Source organism: Flavobacterium ardleyense (genome assembly GCF_033547075.1).
GTDB classification, from domain to species: domain Bacteria; phylum Bacteroidota; class Bacteroidia; order Flavobacteriales; family Flavobacteriaceae; genus Flavobacterium; species Flavobacterium ardleyense_A.
In genome coordinates this window covers 333,819-352,890 of sequence record NZ_CP137891.1, presented here as the reverse complement: position 1 = coordinate 352,890, position 19,072 = coordinate 333,819, and the positions used below count along the sequence as shown (strand labels likewise).

Genomic DNA, 19,072 nt, shown 5'->3' with positions numbered 1-19,072 from the left:
TTTTTTAAAGCACTCTGTTCACTTGTGCAAATGCTTTTTTATAGTAAGATTCTTTTGTTGAGGATACAATAACGCCTTTACTAGTAGAAGAATGAATAAATTGAATTCCTTCTTCATCTGCTCCAATAACTAATCCTACGTGATTAATGCTACTACGACCATTTGTTTTAAAGAAAATCAAATCGCCCTTTTGAACTTCTTTGTCTGCGATTTTTTGTCCAATTTGCGCCATGTCTCTTGAAGTGCGTGGGATTGATTTGTCAAAAATATTGAATACTGCAGTAACCATTCCAGAACAGTCCATTCCTGCTTTGCTAGTACCACCAGTGCGATATTTTACACCCATAAATTCCATAGCATTATTAATCATCTGAACTGCTAGGTAATTTTCGGTAGCCGTAGGTGCAATATCTTCTCCGCCTTTTTCATTTAGCAAAGATTTTAAAGTTTTGCTATTAATAGGTTTGTTAACTGCTTTTGATTTTTTATCACTATTTGAAGTTGCAACAGTGGCTTCGGTAGAAGGTTTTTGGTATATTCCTTTCCTTTCAGCTGTTTTTTTACTTGTAACTACCTGTGAGAATGTCACCGAAGATACAAGCAGACAAGTTAGGAGAATCAGTTTCTTATGCATAACTATGTTTTTGTGTACAGCGCAATCGCTATTGTACTTAAATTTATATCTTAATTGAGTACATTTATAAACGTTGGTTATCTATAAATATTATCTTTTGAAATGTAAATTTAATAAAATTTCCATATTATCAAAACTTTTTGACGACAAAAGAGACTCCGGAATTTGATAAGTGTAAAAAAAAGAGCGAGTTACTGTAAACTTTGCACAATCCTCATAGCAGTTTTCTTTGCTGCGCCGTTACGTCCTAATTGTTCTTCGAGCAATTCATAATCATGAAATAGGGTAGCTCTATGGTCAGGGTTTAGTATTTTTTTTAAAGCTTTTGTTAACGAAGTTTTATTAAATTCTTCCTGAATCAATTCTTCAACCACCAATCTATCCATTATTAAATTGACAAGGGAGATGTATTTTAATGTAATTATTCGCTTCGCAATTTGGTAGGAGGCCCAGTTGCCTTTGTAGCATACAACTTCGGGCACTTTGAATAACGCAGTTTCTAATGTGGCCGTTCCTGAAGTTACAAGTGCGGCATGTGAAATACTTAGTAAATTGTATGTCTGATTACTAACAAAGAGAATGTTTTTATTGCTTAAGAATTGTTCGTAAAATGAATCTTCTTGTCCTGGTGCTCCAGCAATTACAAATTGATAATCGAGAAATGAGTCAGCCACAGAAGTCATAACCGAGAGCATTTTGGTAATTTCTTGTTTTCTGCTTCCTGGTAGCAACGCAATAATTGGTTTGTCGGAAAGATTATTTAATGTTCGGAATTCGGAGAAATCTGCATCTTTCTTTTTATTTATAACATCTAATAAAGGATGGCCAACAAATTCCACCTTATAATTGTGTTTTTTTTCATAAAAATCTTTTTCAAATGGGAGAATCACGTACATATGGTCAATATCGCGTTTTATTGCCGTAATTCTGTTCTCTTTCCATGCCCATATCTGTGGGGAGATATAGTAGTGTGTTGGAAATCCATTGTTTTTTGCCCATTTGGCAATTCGCATATTAAAGCCTGGATAGTCAATAAATATGATCGCATCTGGTCGAAATTCTAATATATCTCTTTTACAAATTTTGATATTGCCTAGAATCGTCTTGAGGTTAAAAAGAACTTCTGCAAATCCCATAAAAGCCAAATCGCGGTAGTGTTTAACTATTGTGCCGCCAGCTGCAGCCATCAAATCGCCACCCCAAAACCGGATTTCGGCAGTGGGATCTTGTTTTTTCAACTCTTTCATTAATTCAGCTCCATGCAAGTCACCCGAAGCTTCTCCAGCTAGTATGTAATATCTCATTGAATTAAAGTACTAATGTCATTATTGCTAGTAAGATAGTTGCCAAGACAACTCCACGTGCCATTAAATCTTGTTTTAATTTAAGCAGTGTGAAGAAAATTAGTATATTAAGAATGGCGCCCAATGTGATGATCTTTCCAATGGTGCCGTTTGACGAACTAAATCTCAACCCTTCCACAAAAGAAAATTCAGTAAACAGCTCAAGAAATAAAGCAGTTCCTATAACTGTACTAATGATGCCGATAAGCAATCCGTAAACTATTTTAATTTTGTTCATTTAGATTCCAAGTGTTAATTTGTTGCATCGCATGATGTGCGGTCAGATCAAACTGTACAGGTACAAGCGAAATATAGCCATTTTCCAAAGCCCACTCGTCAGTATCTTCGCCTTTATCTTCATTTACAAATTCGCCCGTGAGCCAATAGTAATCTCGCCCGTGGGGGGTTTGTCTTTTGTCAAAACTTTCTTTCCAAGATGCTTTTGCCTGTCTACATACTTTAATTCCCTTAATTTGATTTTCAGGTAGTTTCGGGAAATTTACATTCAGAAGAACTCCGTCCGGAAGTCCTTGTGCTAAAACTTGCGTAGCAATTGTTTTTACAAATTTCTTTGTTGGTTCAAAATTGGCATTCCAAGCAAAATCTTGTAGTGAAAAGCCAATGGCAGGTATTCCTTCAATTCCAGCCTCTACTGCTGCACTCATCGTTCCTGAATAAATTACATTTATAGAAGAATTAGATCCGTGATTTATTCCTGAAACACATAAATCTGGTTTTCTATGGAGTATTTCGCTAACCGCCATTTTTACGCAATCTACTGGAGTTCCGGAGCAACTATATTCAACAATTTCAGAATCTGCAGTCGATATTTTATTAATAAATAATGTACTATTAATTGTGATGGCGTGACCCATTGCACTTTGGGGTTTGTCAGGTGCAACAACAACTACTTCGCCCAACTCTTGCATTACCTCGATTAGAGCGCGCATTCCCGGAGCAGTTATTCCGTCATCATTGGTGACAAGTATTAAAGGTTTCTTCATAATAAGTATTTGATTGACATTGTATGTAGAATTACCAATCTATTGGCATAATGATTGTAAAAACATTAACAGCTAAGAATAAATATTATATCTACATTTGAAAAACAAAAATAGGCAATTTTATATCTTTGAAGCTATTTTTTGATCTTTAACTAAAGATTGTAGTCGCTGGCATTTGCGACTTTATTTTTCAAATGCAAACGCTTTATTAGATGAAAACTATATTAAATTTTATGAGAAGGAATTACAAAATTTTGCTGCTTGTGATGGCACTATCGCTGGCATTTTGGAGCTTTATGCCCAAAGCCAAAGTAGTTGATCCAGAAAAAGATAAATTATTATTAGAGTTGTTAACTTTTGTAATACAGCGCGGCCACTATGACCCTGTTGCCGTTGATGATGAATTTTCGAAAGGATTATACAAAGATTATGTGCAAGCACTCGATCCTTCCAAAAGATTTTTTTTACAAGAAGATATTGACGCTTTTGCAAAATATGAACTAGATCTTGACGACCAGATTAAAAATCGTGATTTAACATTTTTTGATTTAACCTATAGCAAATTGATGCAACGTATCAAGGAAAGTGAAGGTTACTATAAAACGATTTTATCAAAACCATTCAATTATACTATTGACGAAGGCTTTGACACCGACTACGATAAATTACCGTATGCAAAAAATACTACAGAGCTAAAGGAAAAGTGGCGCAAACAGATCAAACTTTCAACTTTGTCCTCTCTGTCTAATAAACTAGAACTTCAGGAAAAAGCAAAAGATCCTGCAGTGCGAGATTCAATTGCAAAAAATTCAAAAAAGAAGGAAAAAGATTTAGTTGAAATCGAATCAAAAACCTTCGAACAGTTGGAGAAAGAGACGAGAGAAAATTCACTTAAATCACTTGATGAATATTTCAGCTTTGTTGATGATCTGGATAGAAATGATTGGTTTGCAGTATTTGTAAACTCAATTGCGGCTAGATTCGATCCTCATACTTCATATTTTGCTCCAGATGATAAAGAACGTTTTGATGTTAGTATGAGCGGAAAACTTGAAGGAATAGGTGCCAGGTTGCAAAAGAAAAATGACTATACCGAGATTACAGATCTTATATCTGGCGGTCCAGCTTGGAGGCAAAAGGAATTAGAACCGGGGGATCAAATTTTAAAGGTAGCTCAAGGTAATAAAGAACCTGTAGATGTTGTAGGAATGCGCCTTGATGATGTTGTAAAGAAAATTAAAGGACCAAAAGGAACTGAAGTAAGATTATCTGTAAAAAAGACAGATGGAACATTAAAAGTAATTTCGATTATTAGAGATGAAGTAGAAATTGAGGAAACTTATGCTAAATCGAGCATTGTCATCAAAGACGGACTTAAATATGGTATTATTTACCTTCCGAAATTTTATATAGATTTTGAAGATCGCAATGGTCGAGATGCTGCAAAGGATATGGCTCTGGAAGTCGATCGTCTAAAGGCTGAGGGTGTCAAAGGAATTGTAGTAGATGTTCGTGATAATGGCGGTGGTTCGCTTAAAACAGTGGTAGATATTGCTGGACTTTTCATTGAAGAGGGTCCGATTGTACAAATTAAATCGGCCAATAAGCGTAAAGAAATTTTATCCGATACAGATAAAAAAGTGCAGTGGGATGGACCTCTTGTAATTATGGTAAATAGTTTTTCAGCTTCAGCATCAGAAATTTTGGCTGCGGCTTTACAAGATTACCATAGAGCGGTTATTATCGGAAGCAAGCAGACCTATGGTAAAGGAACGGTTCAAAATGTGTTTGATCTTAACCAGTTTGTACGCAACACAAGTTTTGGCGATTTGGGCGCATTAAAAACGACAACTCAAAAATTTTACCGCATTAATGGTGGTTCTACCCAGTTAGAAGGAGTACATAGCGATATTGCAATTCCAGACAGATATGCCTATGTAAAAATGGGAGAGCGTGATATTGATAATGCAATGGGCTTTGACAAAATTGATAAGGCTAACTACAAGCTTTGGACGAAACAATATAATTTTGATGCAGCTATTGCAAATAGTAAATCGCGAGTGTCCAAAAATGAAGCTTTTAAATTGATTGATGAGAATGCGAAGTGGATAAATGATAGAAGTGAAGAGACAGTTTACACTTTAAAACTCGATAATTTTCAAAAGGAGCAAAAGGAACTTGAACTAAAAGCAAAAAAGTATAAAGCTTTGGCAGATTACAGCAATCACCTTACCTTTAGTTCACTTCCTTACGAGGATGCGATAACTGCAAAAGACACTGTTTTAAAAGAAAAACGTGACAGATGGCATGAAAGCTTAGCGAAAGATATTTATATTCAAGAAGCTATTAATGTTTTGGATGATCTCCAAAATTCTGAAACTAAAGCAAAAGTAACTCCGATGGTTGGAAAGAAGAAAAAGGATAAAACTGTCGTTGGGTCATAAATTTTGACCGCAAAGTTTAATAAAACTCTCACAATGTAAGTTGTGGGAGTTTTTTTTTGTGGCTTTCGCCAAATAAATATGAAATACTGATGCTCGAGCTATCTTTAAAAGAAAAAAGGTTTTATTTTCGCCTAAGCTAGAAAACAATAATTTAAAGTGTCACAAGAAACCCAGTCTCTATCGGCTATTGCATTTCAAAAATTCAAAAAGAATATTTGGGGTGTCTCAAGTTTGGGTCTAATTGGAATTTTGGTGTTCATTTCCATATTTGCCTACGTACTAGCACCTGACAATTCAGAAAATGCCAATCAAATGCATTTATCGATCCACTCAAAACCACCTGGTTTTAAAGTTCAGATATTAAAGATTCCCGCGCTTCAAAAGGAGGAAATAAAACTCCAATATTATTTAGTTGGCTTTCCGAATTCAACTTCCGAAATTCCGATCAAGTCCTATACACTCGTTGATAATGCCATCGTGTACGAAGAATATTCAGAAGAAGCCACCTTGCAACTGCAAAAAAGTATTACGCTGCAGGCATTCCCAAATTATAGCTCAATTGATGATGTTGCAAAGGAGCAGATCACAACCAAATATTTTTGGCTAGGTACCGATAAGTACGGTAGAGATTTGTTGAGTAGAATGATTATTGGCTCTAGAGTATCACTTGCGATTGGATTTGTTGCCGTTATAATCTCATTGGTGGTAGGAATATTTTTTGGGGCATTGGGTGGCTATTATGGCGGTAAAATTGATGCTGTAGTAATGTGGATTGTCAACGTAATCTGGTCTATACCTACCTTATTATTGGTAATTGCAATTACGCTCGCATTGGGCAAAGGATTTTGGCAAGTGTTTGTAGCAGTTGGACTCACGATGTGGGTCGAAGTCGCGCGCGTGGTGAGAGGACAAGTAATCAGCGCAAAAGAAATGCAGTATGTTACCGCGGCAAGAGCGTTGGGCTTTGGGAATTTTAGAATAATTGTAAATCATATCTTGCCAAATATTATGGCGCCGGTAATTGTTATTTCGGCGGCTAATTTCGCTTCAGCTATACTAGTAGAAAGTGGACTAAGCTTTTTAGGTTTGGGCGCTCAACCGCCAATCCCAACTTGGGGAAGTATTATCAAAGATCACTATAACTATATTATTTTGGGTAAACCATACCTTGCAATGGTTCCTGGAATAGCAATAATGCTTCTCACCTTGGCATTTATGATTGTGGGTAATGCTTTGAGAGATGCTCTTGATCAGAAAACTGCTTAGAACAGAAGAATCTAATATAAATTTTTGCTTTTTAATCTACTATTAGGTACTGCAGGTAATTAGTCCGTAGATTTCTTGGCGCTTCGCAAAAAAAACCTCTATAAAATATTTTTCTCATTTGGTGCTGGAAAAAAATTCTTTAATATGATTAAAGTGCTAAAGACTGTTTAAAGTCGGGGCGTCTTTAAATCAGATTTTTTCTGATTGAACCCCTTTGTCACCTATAAATAAGTACAGTTGAAATCATTCAGCGATTTTTCATTCGTCTCAATGTAATTTTTCTTAATTAAGGATTGGAACTTAATAGAAAATTTCCTGCAACTGCCGAAGATAAATCTGCCAGCTTGAAGGATTTTTTAAAGATAATTCAGTGTTTATAATTATCGAATTGTTAAATGTATTAGTTGACGGCATTTTTTTTTGTTTTTATAAGAATATTTTGAATAACTTTAAGAACTAATTTAAATTGAATTAACATGAAAAAAATTTACTCATCACTAGCAATGCTTGGTTTTGTGTTTACTTCTTTTGCACAATTTCCAGCACCTTATTGTCCAGTTACATTCCCTTCTGGAGCCGAACCTATTTCCTTAGTGCAATTTGCAGGAATTGATAATGCCAGTGCTGCAGCATTAGCTGGAGCTGTTCAACATGAAAATTTTACAGCTATTTCTGGAGCTGTGGCTGCGGGTACGTCCTACCCCATAACCATTAACGGAAATACTGGAGGTAATTATACCAATGTAGTTACTGTATATATCGATTGGAATCAAGATAATGATTTTGACGATCCGGGAGAAAGTTATGCAATTGGCGATCTTGTTAATAATAATGGAACTGGAACGGCAATTACATCAAATATCGCAGTGCCTGTTACAGCAATGGCTGGAACCGTACGTATGCGTGTTATGAAAAAATTCTTCTCGGCAGGTCTTCCTTGTAACTCTGCAGGTTTTGGACAGGCGGAAGATTATAGCCTAACTGTTAGTGCCGCACAAGATTGTACCGGAACTCCAGTGGTAGGAGCAGCGACGGCAAGTGCAACAAGTACGTGTGCTGGAAAACAAATTGCTCTTACTGCAGCGGTAACTCCAACGGCAGGATTTACTTATCAATGGGAAAAATCTGAAGATGCTGGTGCCACATGGACAGCTCTTGGAACGGTGCAAACAAATGTTGGATACTCAGTTGCATCTCAAGAAGTTGCCACATCTTACCGCCTTATAGTGACTTGCACAGGAAGTGGATTGTCTGCTACGTCAGCTCCGGTTGCTATTGCACAAAATGCTTACACTGAGTGTTATTGTATTAACGAAATTGACTACAATTGTGAAGAAGGTGATGTAATTACCAATGTTACTTTTGGAGATCTTAATAATGATTCTGAATGCTCTGGACCTACAGGCTACATCAATTACTCAGCAACTGTGGACGCTGTTGATATTATGAAAGGTTCAAGTGAGAACATTTCGGTAACAGTGGGACCTTCAGCTGATGGTTGGATGTTTGAATCTGCTGGAGTTTGGATTGATTACAATCACAATGGTGTATTTGATGAAAATGAGTTTACTTATATTGGTACAGGGTTGGACGAAGTACTTACGCAAACTGTACTAATTCCTGCTACTGCAATGGAAGGACCAACAAGAATGCGAGTAATTGTAAGAGCAGCAACCGCAGTTGGATTTGGTGCAGATGCCGTTTGCGGGCCTGCAGCAGTTAATAACCCTTACGGTGAAGCAGAAGATTATACAATTAATATTGTACCATTCTTGGCAACTCAGTCTTTCAGTCAAAATGCAATTGCAATGTATCCTAACCCTACTACTTCGCAAGTGACAATTGATCTTGGTAAGCAAATGAACCTTCTAACGGTAGGAGTTTATTCACTTTCGGGTCAACAAGTAATATCAGAAACTGTAAATAGTAATACTGCAAATCACACTCTAAATGTTGGCAGACTTGCAACAGGAGTTTATATGGTAAAAGTAACTACAGATTCAGGAACATTCACTCAACGACTAATGAAGAAATAGGCAACTACGAATCTTCATATTAAAACCATCTCATAATTGAGATGGTTTTTTTTTGAATTTGAGTTCTACCATGCTGTGCTTTTTTAGAGGGGAGAATTTTTGTACTCGAGATTATAAACAATAATAGCTGCAATATGGCTCAGGTCGAACTATTTGGAATTTCTAGTAGCTTTTGCTCTGCACAGACACATTAGAAAATATATTTTCCCAGCTATTTACTGAAGATCACTATCAAATTTCTAGTAGTACAGTAGTCGCTCGCACATAAACGAGTCGTTGTTTAAAAAGCGTGGAGTATTTGGAATTTGAGATAATGGTGTAAGAAAAATCGTCGTAGAAAGATGAACGTCTAAAAGTTGACGCTCCATACAACAAGTGTTTAAAATCCCCAAAAAACCACAATTTTCTGGCTAGAGTTCTTTCCGCGGAAGCGTAATTTTTGCGATAATTATTACCACTCATTTACTTTATTTGCATCCATTTTTAGAAAAATAAATAGCAAAATTGTAAATGCCCAAAGTCCAGATCCACCGTAAGAAAATAAGGGAAGAGGTACTCCAATCGTGGGGAAGACGCCGACTACCATTGCGATATTAACGAAAAAGTGAATAAAAATAATTCCCGCAACGCAATAACCGTAGACTCTGCTAAACTTTGTTTTTTGTCTTTCGGATAAGTAAATGACGCGTAAAATTAGCGCGACAAAAAGACCAATTACAACTAGCGATCCCAGGAATCCCCATTCTTCGCCAACGGTTGTAAAAATATAATCGGTATGTTGTTCGGGTACAAATCCACCCTTGGTTTGCGTGCCTTCCAGAAATCCTTTTCCAAACCATCCTCCCGAACCGATGGCAATTTCGGATTGATTGGTATTGTATCCCACTCCTCGTAAATCGACTTCTTTGCCCAACAAAATATTAAAACGATCGCGGTGATGCTGTTTAAAAATATTATCAAAAACATAATCGACTGAGAACACAAATCCGGAGATAAGCACCATCACTATTGCACTTGCGAGTATATTTCTATTGGCAATTCGACTTCTTAAATAAACGATTGTAGTAACTACCGCAGCAATTAAAATGATGATGTAAGGCTCAAACATAAGTGCCATCATAAAGAGTACAATAGCGATAAAACCAGTCCAAATATACCAAGCCGGAAGGCCTTCTCGATATAAAACGATTAAAAATATTGTGTAAATAAGTGCACTTCCAGGGTCAGGTTGAGGCAAAATCAGCATTATTGGTAGGAATACGATGAGTAATGCTTGTACTTGTCGCGCTGGATCCTTAAGATTTACTTGTACATCACTCAGATACTTGGCTAATGCCAAAGCAGTAGCGGTTTTGGCAAATTCTGACGGCTGAATGGTAAAAGATCCAATTGCGTACCAGCATCGTTGTCCTGCAATGGTTTTTCCAAAAAGGAATAAGCCCGCCAGCAGAACGAGGGAAATGGCAAAGATTATGGTTGCGTACTTTTCGTAAAACTTTCCGTCAACCGATAGAATTACAATTATTAGAGGAATTGTAAAAATGATAAATAGTAGTTGCTTGCCGTAAAATTCTCCAAAATCAAAAGTTGTTGTGGTTTCAATTGGTAAGGAAGAAGAGTAAATATTTAGCCACCCCATAATGAGTAGCGCGGTGTAGATTATTACACTAAGCCAGTCGAGATTGCTTTTTACACTTTGATTTTTCATTTACGGAATTTGCTTTTTTTTTAATTTTCTACTTCGCTGCTGTCAATGACTGTAGGTTTTAAAACTTTTTTCATCATAGCATTTATCTCTTCCATATTGCCTTCTTTTACTTCGTATTTGGCATATTCTGCTTGCAAACTTCCTTCAAGCATCCTTTTCTCAAGATCTGTGCGAGTGATGGTGCCTCTAATGTATTTTTCGATCATTAAACTTGCCATTGGACCTGCCCAACGAGCGCCCCAGTAGCCATTTTCGACAAATACAGCGATGGCAATTTTAGGATTATCTTTAGGTGCAAAAGCGACGAAAATTGAGTGATCTTGCAGTTTGGTTCGCTTTCCATTTATTTTGGCAAAGTTTTCGGCAGTTCCTGTTTTTCCGCAAATTTCTATACCTTCAACCTGTAGAGATCGAGCGGTACCCATATTATACACGTCAAACAATCCATCAATCACAGGCTCAAAATATTTCTTATTGATTGTTGTAACATGTTTAGTTACAAATTTTTTATCAATATTTTCGTGCTCGATTTTCTTAATGATATGAGGGGTATAATAATGTCCTCTATTTGCAACCGTCGCCATCATATTGGCAAGTTGTATTGGCGTCATCAAAACTTCACCTTGGCCAATTGCATTTGATACAATTGTTGTGCTTCTCCAGCCTCCATTTGGATAAATTCTTTTGTAGGTTTTTGAATCTGGTGCATTACCTTTCTTTCCTGTTGGAAGATCATAACCCATAAATTCCCCTAATCCAAAACTTTTTAAATGGTCTGACCACACATTTACACCATCGGCAGGTTTTTTATACTTATTTATAGTCTTCATAAAAGCGCTAGCAAAATAAGTATTACAAGAATTATAAATTCCGGCGTGTAATCTAATTACTCCAGAATCGTGGCACTTCATAAAGCGACCTCTAGCATAACTAAAACCATGGTTGCAAACAAATGAAGTCTGTTCATCAATTACTTCTTCTTGTAAAGCAATAAGTCCCGTTAAAATCTTGAAAGGTGATCCAGGAGGATATTCGGCAAGTAATCCACGATCATAAAGTGGTTTGGCAATAGAATCATGGTACAATTTGGTGTAATTTCTCGAGCGTTCTCGACCCACTAATATTGAAGGATCATATGAAGGCGCTGTTACCAAAGCAAGGATTTCTCCCGTAGCTGGTTCAATTGCCACAATTCCCCCACGTTTATTGACCATAAGTTCTTCACCGTACTTTTGAAGTTCCAAATCGATGGTTAGTGTTATGTCTTCACCTTGAACAGCAATTGTATCGTATTTACCGTCTTTGTAGGAACCGATATCGCGATTAAATTTGTCCTTCTGAATATATTTGACTCCTTTTACTCCGCGTAGTATGTTTTCATAGCTTTCTTCGACTCCCTGACGGCCAATTAAATCTCCACTGATGTAATAAGGATTTTTGTTGATGATCGCTTCATTTACTTGCGTAATAAAACCAAAAATATTAGCACCAAAAGTCACTTGGTAATCTCTCAAAGACCTCTTCTGAATTTCAAAACCTGGAAATTTTCGAATTTTTTCCTGGAAAGCGGCATATTCACTCTTATTGAGCTGTGGCAAAAATACAGATCGAAGACGCGGGCTATATACTTTGGCCTTTTCTACTTTACTAATATATTCTTCCTTTGTAATATTTAAAAGGCGACAAAATTCTAGCGTATCGATATTTTTCAGCTCACGTGGAATAACCATTATATCATATGAAGGTTGGTTGGCAACTAGAAGTTTGCCTTTCCTGTCGTAGATATAACCCCTTTCGGGATAGTCATATTTTATTTTAATGGCATTATTATCAGATTTCAATTTGAGAGTTTCGTCCACTACTTGCAAATAAAATAGCCGCATCAACAATAATACTGCTGCAACTACAACCATTGATGGGAGCAATAACTTTCTCATCGTCTTGAAGGTTTAAAAATGTAGATCAAAATAATACTCAAAACGATGGTAAATACTGTGCTGCCTATAGTTCGCAACAAAATATCCCAAATATTGCTAAGTCTAAAAACTTCCAGTAAAAATAATGTGAAGTGGTGAATGACTACGGCAATAAGAAGAAACGAAAATCTTTCGGAGGTCAGTACATCATTAAGTCTAATGGTTTGATACTCATAACTGACTCCAAAAGAGAATTTGAAGATAGTAGGTCGTGTGTATGCTAGCATCACGCACGCTGCGGCGTGTACACCTCCTGAGTTAGAAAACATATCGAGCATAATACCCAACACAAAACTAGAAACAAGTAGCGCTGCTTTATTTCCATCAACTGGATAGAGAATAATAAATAAGATATACGGAAATGGCGTAAGAAAGCCAAACAAGTGAATATTATTAAAAATAATTACTTGTGCAGCAAGCAGCAAAATAAAACGGACGATATTGAGCACAATTGTACTATTCACCTTTACTAGCTTTTTCTAAATTAATAATTTCGTCTCGGTGCTTGCTTTTAATAATATACACATGACCTAAATTTGTCATATCATTAAACAACTTAACATTCAACGTATAATAGTTGGTTTCGTTGTCAATGTAAATTTTATCAATAATTCCGATATTGACATCAGAAGGAAAAATTCCTGATTGAACTCCTGTTACCACAGTGTCTCCCTTTTTTATTGCAGCCAATCTCGGGACGTCTATTAATTGTACAAAACCGGTGCTTTTCCCGTTCCAAACTAAAGTGCCAAAGTGATTTGATTTTTTAATCTTCGCGTTGATTTGTGATTTTGTATTAAGAATGCTAATAACTGTCGCGTAATTTTTGGATGTTCTGTCCACAATACCTACCACTCCAGCATCATTAATGACACCCATATCAGCTTTTACATCATCTTTTTCTCCAACATTTAGTGTTAGGTAATTTTCAAATACATTGTAAGAATTATGAATTACTTTTCCTAAAATGATATTCGTTTTATCAACACCTGGAATACTGTCGTAATTTTGCAAAGACGTAGAATCTTTCATATTAAAAAACAACGTCTTTAAACGAGCATTTTCTCGAGCTAATTGTTCATTTTGATCTTTTAGATGGAAATATTCACTAACCGAACTTACTTGCTCGTATACACCTCCAGTTAGGAAATTTGCCGAACTGATGATTTTACTTCTGTGAAAAGAATGTGCTTGTATAGTAAGTGCGAACGAGATTATTAAAAGCAACAAAAACAGTATCCTAGTACTGTTTTTTAATATAAAATTGAATATTTGTTGCATTTGTTAAATCAGATTTGCGATTGTAATCTTTGTTTTTAAATGTGCTCTGCGAGACAATATCTGAGAAACGAACATTACTTTATAAGGATACTTTTAAATTTGGTAATATTTTTCAAAGCCATTCCTGTTCCTCTTACTACTGCTCTTAAAGGATCTTCGGCAATATAAACTGGAAGGTCAGTTTTTTGCGAAATTCTTCGGTCCAGACCACGTAACATAGATCCTCCACCAGCAAGGTAGATTCCAGTATTGTAAATATCAGCTGCTAACTCTGGAGGTGTCTGAGACAAGGTTTCCATAATTGCATCTTCAATTCGTTGAATAGACTTGTCTAAAGCTTTGGCAATTTCTCGAAACGAAACTTCTACTTGTTTTGGTTTTCCCGTAAGAAGATCACGTCCTTGAACAGACATATCATCCGGAGGAGTTTCAAGATCTTCGTTGGCAGCACCAATGGCAATTTTTATTTTTTCGGCCGTACTCTCTCCAACAAATAAGTTGTGCTGTGTACGCATATAATATACGATATCATTAGTAAAAACATCACCTGCAATCTTTACAGATTTGTCACAAACGATTCCGCCAAGAGCAATTACTGCAATTTCAGTTGTTCCACCACCTATATCAACAATCATGTTTCCTTTAGGTTGCATAATGTCAATACCAATACCGATTGCTGCGGCCATAGGTTCGTGGATTAGATAAACTTCTTTACCATTTACACGTTCACAAGACTCTTTTACAGCACGCATTTCAACCTCAGTAATTCCAGAAGGAATACAAACGATCATACGCAAGGCTGGTGTAAATAGACGTTTTTTAAGAGCTGGAATACTTTTAATAAACATACTTATCATCTTTTCTGACGCATCAAAATCGGCAATAACTCCATCCTTCAAAGGACGAACGGTTTTTATGTTTTCATGGGTCTTTCCTTGCATTAAGTTTGCCTCTTTTCCCACGGCTATAATCTTTCCCGACATACGGTCACGAGCAACAATTGACGGACTATCAATAACTACTTTGTCGTTATGTATGATTAGAGTGTTGGCTGTACCAAGATCTATCGCAATATCCTCGGTCATGAAATCAAAAAATCCCATACGTTTTTTCAGGGTTAAATATTATTAAAAAAGGAACGGACAAAGTTAAACAAATTAATGTTTGAAATGACGTGTTCCAGTAAATACCATTGCAACATTATTTGCGTTGCAATAATCGATGCTCAGTTGATCCTTAATTGATCCTCCAGGTTGAATCACCGCTGTAACACCTGCATTATCTGCAAGTTCGACACAGTCTGGAAAAGGAAAAAAAGCATCACTCGCCATCACAGCACCAGCTAAATCAAAATTGAAGTTGTTTGCTTTGTCAACCGCTTGCTTCAATGCATCAACGCGAGAAGTTTGTCCCGTGCCTGATGCAATAAGTTGCTTGTTTTTTACAAATACAATTGTGTTAGATTTTGTGTTTTTGCATATTTTCGATGCAAAAAGTAAATCTTCAATTTCTTCTGAAGTTGGGGCAGTAGTTGTAACGACCTTTAGGTCTGCTTTATTGTCTGTGATATTATTTTTGTCCTGAACCAAAAGACCATTCAGACAAGTACGGACTTGCTTTGATGGTAATTCTTGATCGTTCATCACAAGAATAATTCTATTTTTCTTCTCACTTAAAATTTCTATTGCTTCCTGATCATAATCTGTTGCAATCACAACTTCACAAAATAATTTATTGATTTCGTGGGCTGTATCAATATCGATTGTACCGTTGCTAATCAAAACTCCTCCAAAAGCAGAAGTTGGATCGGCAGCAAGCGCAGCTAAGTAAGCTTCTTTCATACTGCTTTTGGACGCTAAACCACAAGCATTGTTGTGCTTTAAGATTGCAAAAGTGGGTTCGTCTTCTTTAAATTCTAAGATTAAATTTACAGCAGCATCTACATCCAAAAGATTGTTGTAAGAAAGTTCTTTACCGTGAAGTTTGTTAAACATCGCGTCAAAATCTCCAAAGAAGAACCCTTTTTGATGTGGGTTTTCACCGTATCTCAAAGTCATTCCGTTGGCGACACTTTCTTTATAAAATGTCTCGTCTGTATTAAAATAATTAAAAATTGCCGAATCATAGTGAGACGAAATATGAAATGATTGAGTTGCATACAATTTTCTTTCTTCAATTGTAGTCGCCCCATTTCCTTCGTTAAGGAGATCTAGAAAACCTGAGTATTGAGAAACTGATGATACAATTACTGTGTCTTTAAAGTTTTTTGCGGCTGCACGAATTAGAGAAATACCACCAATGTCAATTTTTTCAATAATATCTGCTTCATTTGCTCCCGAAGCGACAGTATCTTCAAATGGATATAAGTCTACAATAACCAAATCAATTTGCGGAATTTCAAATTCCTGCATCTGCGCAACATCACTCTCATTATCTTGACGGTTCAAAATTCCACCAAAAATTTTTGGATGCAACGTTTTTACACGGCCACCTAATATTGATGGATATGAAGTAACATCTTCAACTGCAACAACTGGAATACCAAGGTTTTTGATAAAATCTTCTGTTCCACCGGTAGAATAAAATATTACATTTTGTTCGTGCAATTTTTTTACAATTGGCTCTAATCCTTCTTTTGAAAATACCGAAATTAAAGCTGTTTTGATTATTTTAGTAGTTGTCATTTCTAATAATTGTGTTTGTAGCTGCAAAAGTAGTTTTTTTGCGCATAATGCCAATTTCTTTTTGGCACTTTATATATATTTTACAATTGTAATCTATTAGGATTTTCGTAATTAATTATTGAATTTTACCTGATATAATATTAGTTATGATAATTTATCTCCGTCTTGTTGGCGAAAGTTTCAATTTTGCTCTTAATGCTTTGCGCAATAACAAACTGCGCACCCTTCTTTCGCTGCTTGGAGTCACCATCGGAATCTTTTCGATTATCGCAGTATTGGCCGCGGTGGATTCGTTAGATAAAAAAGTGAAGGGAACTTTAAGCAATCTCGATAAAAATACTATTTACTATACAAATGTGTCTTTTGGACCTACCGAAATTCCTCGTTGGAAATCTGAGCAGTTTCCAGACGTGACTTTTGAAGAATACCAATTTCTAAAAAAATCGCTTGGAAATACTGATAATGTGGCGTTCAAATACTTTACTCAAAAAGAAAATATTAAATACGAAACCGAGACAGTGAACCAAATTACCGCAGTTCCTGTAACCTACGAATTTTTAGATGTGCAGCTTTTAGAATTTGAAGAAGGCCGTTTTTTTAATGAATCAGAATCTAATTCAGGTGCACAAGTTGTCGTGCTAGGCTACGAAATTGCGCAGAATCTTTTTAAAAACATCGCACCATTGGGCAAAACAGTTAGGATGTATGGTCAAAAGTTTACTGTAATTGGTGTGGTCAAGAAGCAGGGCATGGGTATGTTTGGTGAGGACAATGATTCATCAGCGTTTTTCCCCGCCAACTTTATCCGAAGAATGTTTGGCGATAAGAGTGACTTTGTGTTGCCAGTAGTAATTATCAAACCAGAGAAAGGCGCTGATATTCCCGCATTAAAAGCAGAGTTGATTCAGAAAATTCGCTCCGAGAGAGGTCTAAAGGCTGGGGAGATGGACAATTTCTTTGTTAATGTACTTTCAGGGCTTACAGATCTGATTGATAATATTGTTGGACAGATGAATGTTGTGGGTTGGATTATCAGTGGATTCTCGTTGCTTGTAGGAGGTTTTGGAATAGCCAATATAATGTTTGTCTCGGTCAAAGAGCGCACAAGTTTAATCGGAATTCAGAAAGCATTGGGTGCGAAAAACAATTTTATATTGTACCAATTTTTATTTGAAGCGGTGATATTATCACTATTTGGAGGAATAATAGGATTAATACTAGTGTGGGTTATTGCAATTGTCCTCACCAATGCGCTGGATTTTGAATTTGTTTTAAGTTTTTCCAATATACTTTTAGGAACATCTTTGGCCGCAGGAATTGGTTTAATTTCGGGAATTCTTCCGGCAATTGCAGCATCGAAATTAGATCCAGTTGAGGCGATTAGGACCGGGATGTGATCCTGATTATCTCCTTAAATAAACCTATGGTATTCTTATTGCGAGCGACGATGCGATCTCCGTTGAGGCTAAAGCTTATTCCATAAAACTAGATAATTTTATAAGTTTCCTTAATTAGAATTAGGCTTGCGCCAAATATATGCAGGCCGCTCAAGAAGTGGATGACTCAGGGTTTTGATTAGTCTTCGGTTGAAGCACTGCGGAAAGTTGAAATTGAAAGGCAGTTAGGTGCAGTTATTTTATGTAATTAAATGAGTTTTCAACCTTAAATTTTGGACTTCTTTTCAAAAAGTCCATAAAAAACGCAGTATGAGCACCTCCCATTATTATAAAAATTCTATCATCTTTTGTCATTTTTATTTGATTTAAGTTGGAGAACATAACTAAATTTCTGTGATAAAATTTTGCAGCTGCGTCAGCACCTTCAGATTTTCCTTTGTTCGAAACATAAGTATACAAATCTGCATTAATATTTATTAAACTTTCCAGATATTGGGGATGATTATTTAACTTGAACATTTCGATAAATGGAATACCTTCTTCGGGATTATTTTTCTCGTTTTGCTCTAGCATAGTCCAATATTTTGGATTTGTTGTCACATCAACTTGATTTGTAATTTCTCCATCTATCTTATATTCCTCCTTAAAATTAATGCCGTAAATTTTTTTTGTACCGCCTAATCGACCAACTTCATATGCGAGCAATTCTATTTCAGTAGGATGATCAAAAACTTTTTTTGGATTTTTTAAATAGTCGTAATATTTATATTGAAGCAGGCTGTCATTTTCTGGTACTGATTCAACTATAATTATTGTAGGTTTAAATTTAGCAAGCATTTCTGCAACTTTTTTAACTTCAGTTTGATTTGTTTCATTCTTCTCATCAAATTCCGTTGTAATTGCATCTGGTGTTTCTCCAAAATGAAATGTAGCAACATTCAACACTGGAATTGCATCGTCAAATTTCGTCTTGTAAATAGCAGTTTGTTCGTATGGAAGCTTTTGAACACTGCAGTTTGTTAGCAATAAAGAAATACTAAATGAAAATATTAAATTTATTTTTTTCATATGGTTTTTTTTAAAATTACAGCTAGCGTCAGTTCGTCGAAAAATCCTATTTTGTTCCTCTTCAAGTCAAATTCTAAAGTAAATATAGCCTATTTAAGCAGTAAAACATTCTTGCTTAAAAAAGGACCAACATTTATCTCAAATTTTACAAAAAAGATTTGTACTAATCTGACATTGTCATTTTTTTAAGCAAAGGTAGGCTCAGTCAATGCATCAATACTTCGTCAGTTC

General features: G+C 36.0%; 15 protein-coding genes. 4 read left to right on the top strand and 11 right to left on the bottom strand.

Features of this window, described 5'->3' with window-relative positions; all coding sequences use genetic code 11:
* Positions 1 to 4: 4 nt before the first annotated feature.
* The 4 genes from SBO79_RS01530 to surE all read right to left on the bottom strand — a co-directional run bounded on the left by SBO79_RS01530 (position 5) and on the right by surE (position 2,981).
* Positions 5 to 634 (bottom strand): C40 family peptidase, encoded by a 630-nt coding sequence (locus SBO79_RS01530; protein ID WP_318641284.1) that lies wholly within the window; start codon positions 632 to 634, stop codon positions 5 to 7.
* Between the two features lie 191 nt (positions 635 to 825).
* Positions 826 to 1,938: a lipid-A-disaccharide synthase gene (lpxB, locus tag SBO79_RS01525; protein WP_318641283.1), complete on the bottom strand. Its 1,113-nt coding sequence runs from the start codon at positions 1,936 to 1,938 to the stop codon at positions 826 to 828.
* 4 nt (positions 1,939 to 1,942) lie between these two features.
* A complete protein-coding gene (locus SBO79_RS01520; RefSeq protein ID WP_318641282.1) occupies positions 1,943 to 2,215 on the bottom strand; it encodes a hypothetical protein in 273 nt (90 codons plus the stop codon).
* Positions 2,202 to 2,981 carry a 5'/3'-nucleotidase SurE gene (gene surE / locus SBO79_RS01515; protein ID WP_318641281.1) on the bottom strand — a complete coding sequence of 260 codons (780 nt, stop codon included), beginning with the start codon at positions 2,979 to 2,981 and terminating at the stop codon, positions 2,202 to 2,204. Before surE ends, SBO79_RS01520 begins: the two co-directional genes overlap by 14 nt.
* Positions 2,982 to 3,193: 212 nt before the next feature.
* Here surE and SBO79_RS01510 point away from each other — a divergent pair, with 212 nt between their 5' ends.
* The 3 genes from SBO79_RS01510 (at position 3,194) to SBO79_RS01500 (ending at position 8,727) form a co-directional block, all read left to right on the top strand.
* Positions 3,194 to 5,425 carry a carboxy terminal-processing peptidase gene (locus tag SBO79_RS01510; protein WP_318641280.1) on the top strand — a complete coding sequence of 744 codons (2,232 nt, stop codon included), beginning with the start codon at positions 3,194 to 3,196 and terminating at the stop codon, positions 5,423 to 5,425.
* Between the two features lie 156 nt (positions 5,426 to 5,581).
* Complete coding sequence (locus tag SBO79_RS01505) at positions 5,582 to 6,691, top strand: ABC transporter permease (RefSeq protein ID WP_318641279.1); 1,110 nt, start codon at positions 5,582 to 5,584, stop codon at positions 6,689 to 6,691.
* Positions 6,692 to 7,167: 476 nt separating this feature from the next.
* Complete coding sequence (locus SBO79_RS01500; RefSeq protein WP_318641278.1) at positions 7,168 to 8,727, top strand: T9SS type A sorting domain-containing protein; 1,560 nt, start codon at positions 7,168 to 7,170, stop codon at positions 8,725 to 8,727.
* 451 nt (positions 8,728 to 9,178) lie between these two features.
* Here the strand turns inward: SBO79_RS01500 and rodA are convergent, their stop codons facing one another.
* The 6 genes from rodA to purH form a co-directional block, all read right to left on the bottom strand.
* The gene (gene rodA / locus SBO79_RS01495; RefSeq protein ID WP_318641277.1) at positions 9,179 to 10,435 is read right to left on the bottom strand and encodes a rod shape-determining protein RodA; all 1,257 of its coding nucleotides are present in this window, start codon (positions 10,433 to 10,435) and stop codon (positions 9,179 to 9,181) included.
* 20 nt (positions 10,436 to 10,455) lie between these two features.
* Positions 10,456 to 12,372 carry a penicillin-binding protein 2 gene (gene mrdA / locus SBO79_RS01490; RefSeq protein ID WP_318641276.1) on the bottom strand — a complete coding sequence of 639 codons (1,917 nt, stop codon included), beginning with the start codon at positions 12,370 to 12,372 and terminating at the stop codon, positions 10,456 to 10,458.
* A complete protein-coding gene (locus tag SBO79_RS01485; RefSeq protein ID WP_318641275.1) occupies positions 12,369 to 12,875 on the bottom strand; it encodes a rod shape-determining protein MreD in 507 nt (168 codons plus the stop codon). The genes mrdA and SBO79_RS01485 overlap by 4 nt, the downstream gene beginning before the upstream one ends.
* Entirely contained in the window at positions 12,868 to 13,692 is an 825-nt protein-coding gene (gene mreC, locus SBO79_RS01480; RefSeq protein ID WP_318641274.1) for a rod shape-determining protein MreC, read from the bottom strand. Before mreC ends, SBO79_RS01485 begins: the two co-directional genes overlap by 8 nt.
* A gap of 74 nt (positions 13,693 to 13,766) precedes the next feature.
* Positions 13,767 to 14,795, bottom strand: coding sequence for a rod shape-determining protein (locus SBO79_RS01475; protein WP_318641273.1), 1,029 nt, complete (start codon positions 14,793 to 14,795; stop codon positions 13,767 to 13,769).
* A 54-nt stretch (positions 14,796 to 14,849) separates the two neighbouring features.
* Positions 14,850 to 16,376, bottom strand: a complete 1,527-nt coding sequence (gene purH / locus SBO79_RS01470) for a bifunctional phosphoribosylaminoimidazolecarboxamide formyltransferase/IMP cyclohydrolase (protein ID WP_318641272.1) — start codon at positions 16,374 to 16,376, stop codon at positions 14,850 to 14,852.
* A 146-nt stretch (positions 16,377 to 16,522) separates the two neighbouring features.
* Between purH and SBO79_RS01465 the strand changes: the two genes are divergently transcribed.
* Positions 16,523 to 17,773 (top strand): ABC transporter permease, encoded by a 1,251-nt coding sequence (locus SBO79_RS01465; RefSeq protein ID WP_318641271.1) that lies wholly within the window; start codon positions 16,523 to 16,525, stop codon positions 17,771 to 17,773.
* A 234-nt stretch (positions 17,774 to 18,007) separates the two neighbouring features.
* Here SBO79_RS01465 and SBO79_RS01460 read toward each other — a convergent pair whose 3' ends face one another.
* Positions 18,008 to 18,841, bottom strand: a complete 834-nt coding sequence (locus SBO79_RS01460; RefSeq protein ID WP_318641270.1) for a DUF5694 domain-containing protein — start codon at positions 18,839 to 18,841, stop codon at positions 18,008 to 18,010.
* Positions 18,842 to 19,072: the final 231 nt, after the last annotated feature.

What these genes read in the sequence shown, in the direction of transcription:
- SBO79_RS01530 (WP_318641284.1), bottom strand. Translation starts at nt 634, where the DNA reads ATGCATAAGAAACTGATTCTCCTAACTTGTCTGCTTGTATCTTCGGTG.
- lpxB (WP_318641283.1), bottom strand. Translation starts at nt 1,938, where the DNA reads ATGAGATATTACATACTAGCTGGAGAAGCTTCGGGTGACTTGCATGGA.
- SBO79_RS01520 (WP_318641282.1), bottom strand. Translation starts at nt 2,215, where the DNA reads ATGAACAAAATTAAAATAGTTTACGGATTGCTTATCGGCATCATTAGT.
- surE (WP_318641281.1), bottom strand. Translation starts at nt 2,981, where the DNA reads ATGAAGAAACCTTTAATACTTGTCACCAATGATGACGGAATAACTGCT.
- SBO79_RS01510 (WP_318641280.1), top strand. Translation starts at nt 3,194, where the DNA reads ATGAAAACTATATTAAATTTTATGAGAAGGAATTACAAAATTTTGCTG.
- SBO79_RS01500 (WP_318641278.1), top strand. Translation starts at nt 7,168, where the DNA reads ATGAAAAAAATTTACTCATCACTAGCAATGCTTGGTTTTGTGTTTACT.
- rodA (WP_318641277.1), bottom strand. Translation starts at nt 10,435, where the DNA reads ATGAAAAATCAAAGTGTAAAAAGCAATCTCGACTGGCTTAGTGTAATA.
- mrdA (WP_318641276.1), bottom strand. Translation starts at nt 12,372, where the DNA reads ATGAGAAAGTTATTGCTCCCATCAATGGTTGTAGTTGCAGCAGTATTA.
- mreC (WP_318641274.1), bottom strand. Translation starts at nt 13,692, where the DNA reads ATGCAACAAATATTCAATTTTATATTAAAAAACAGTACTAGGATACTG.
- SBO79_RS01475 (WP_318641273.1), bottom strand. Translation starts at nt 14,795, where the DNA reads ATGGGATTTTTTGATTTCATGACCGAGGATATTGCGATAGATCTTGGT.
- purH (WP_318641272.1), bottom strand. Translation starts at nt 16,376, where the DNA reads ATGACAACTACTAAAATAATCAAAACAGCTTTAATTTCGGTATTTTCA.
- SBO79_RS01465 (WP_318641271.1), top strand. Translation starts at nt 16,523, where the DNA reads ATGATAATTTATCTCCGTCTTGTTGGCGAAAGTTTCAATTTTGCTCTT.
- SBO79_RS01460 (WP_318641270.1), bottom strand. Translation starts at nt 18,841, where the DNA reads ATGAAAAAAATAAATTTAATATTTTCATTTAGTATTTCTTTATTGCTA.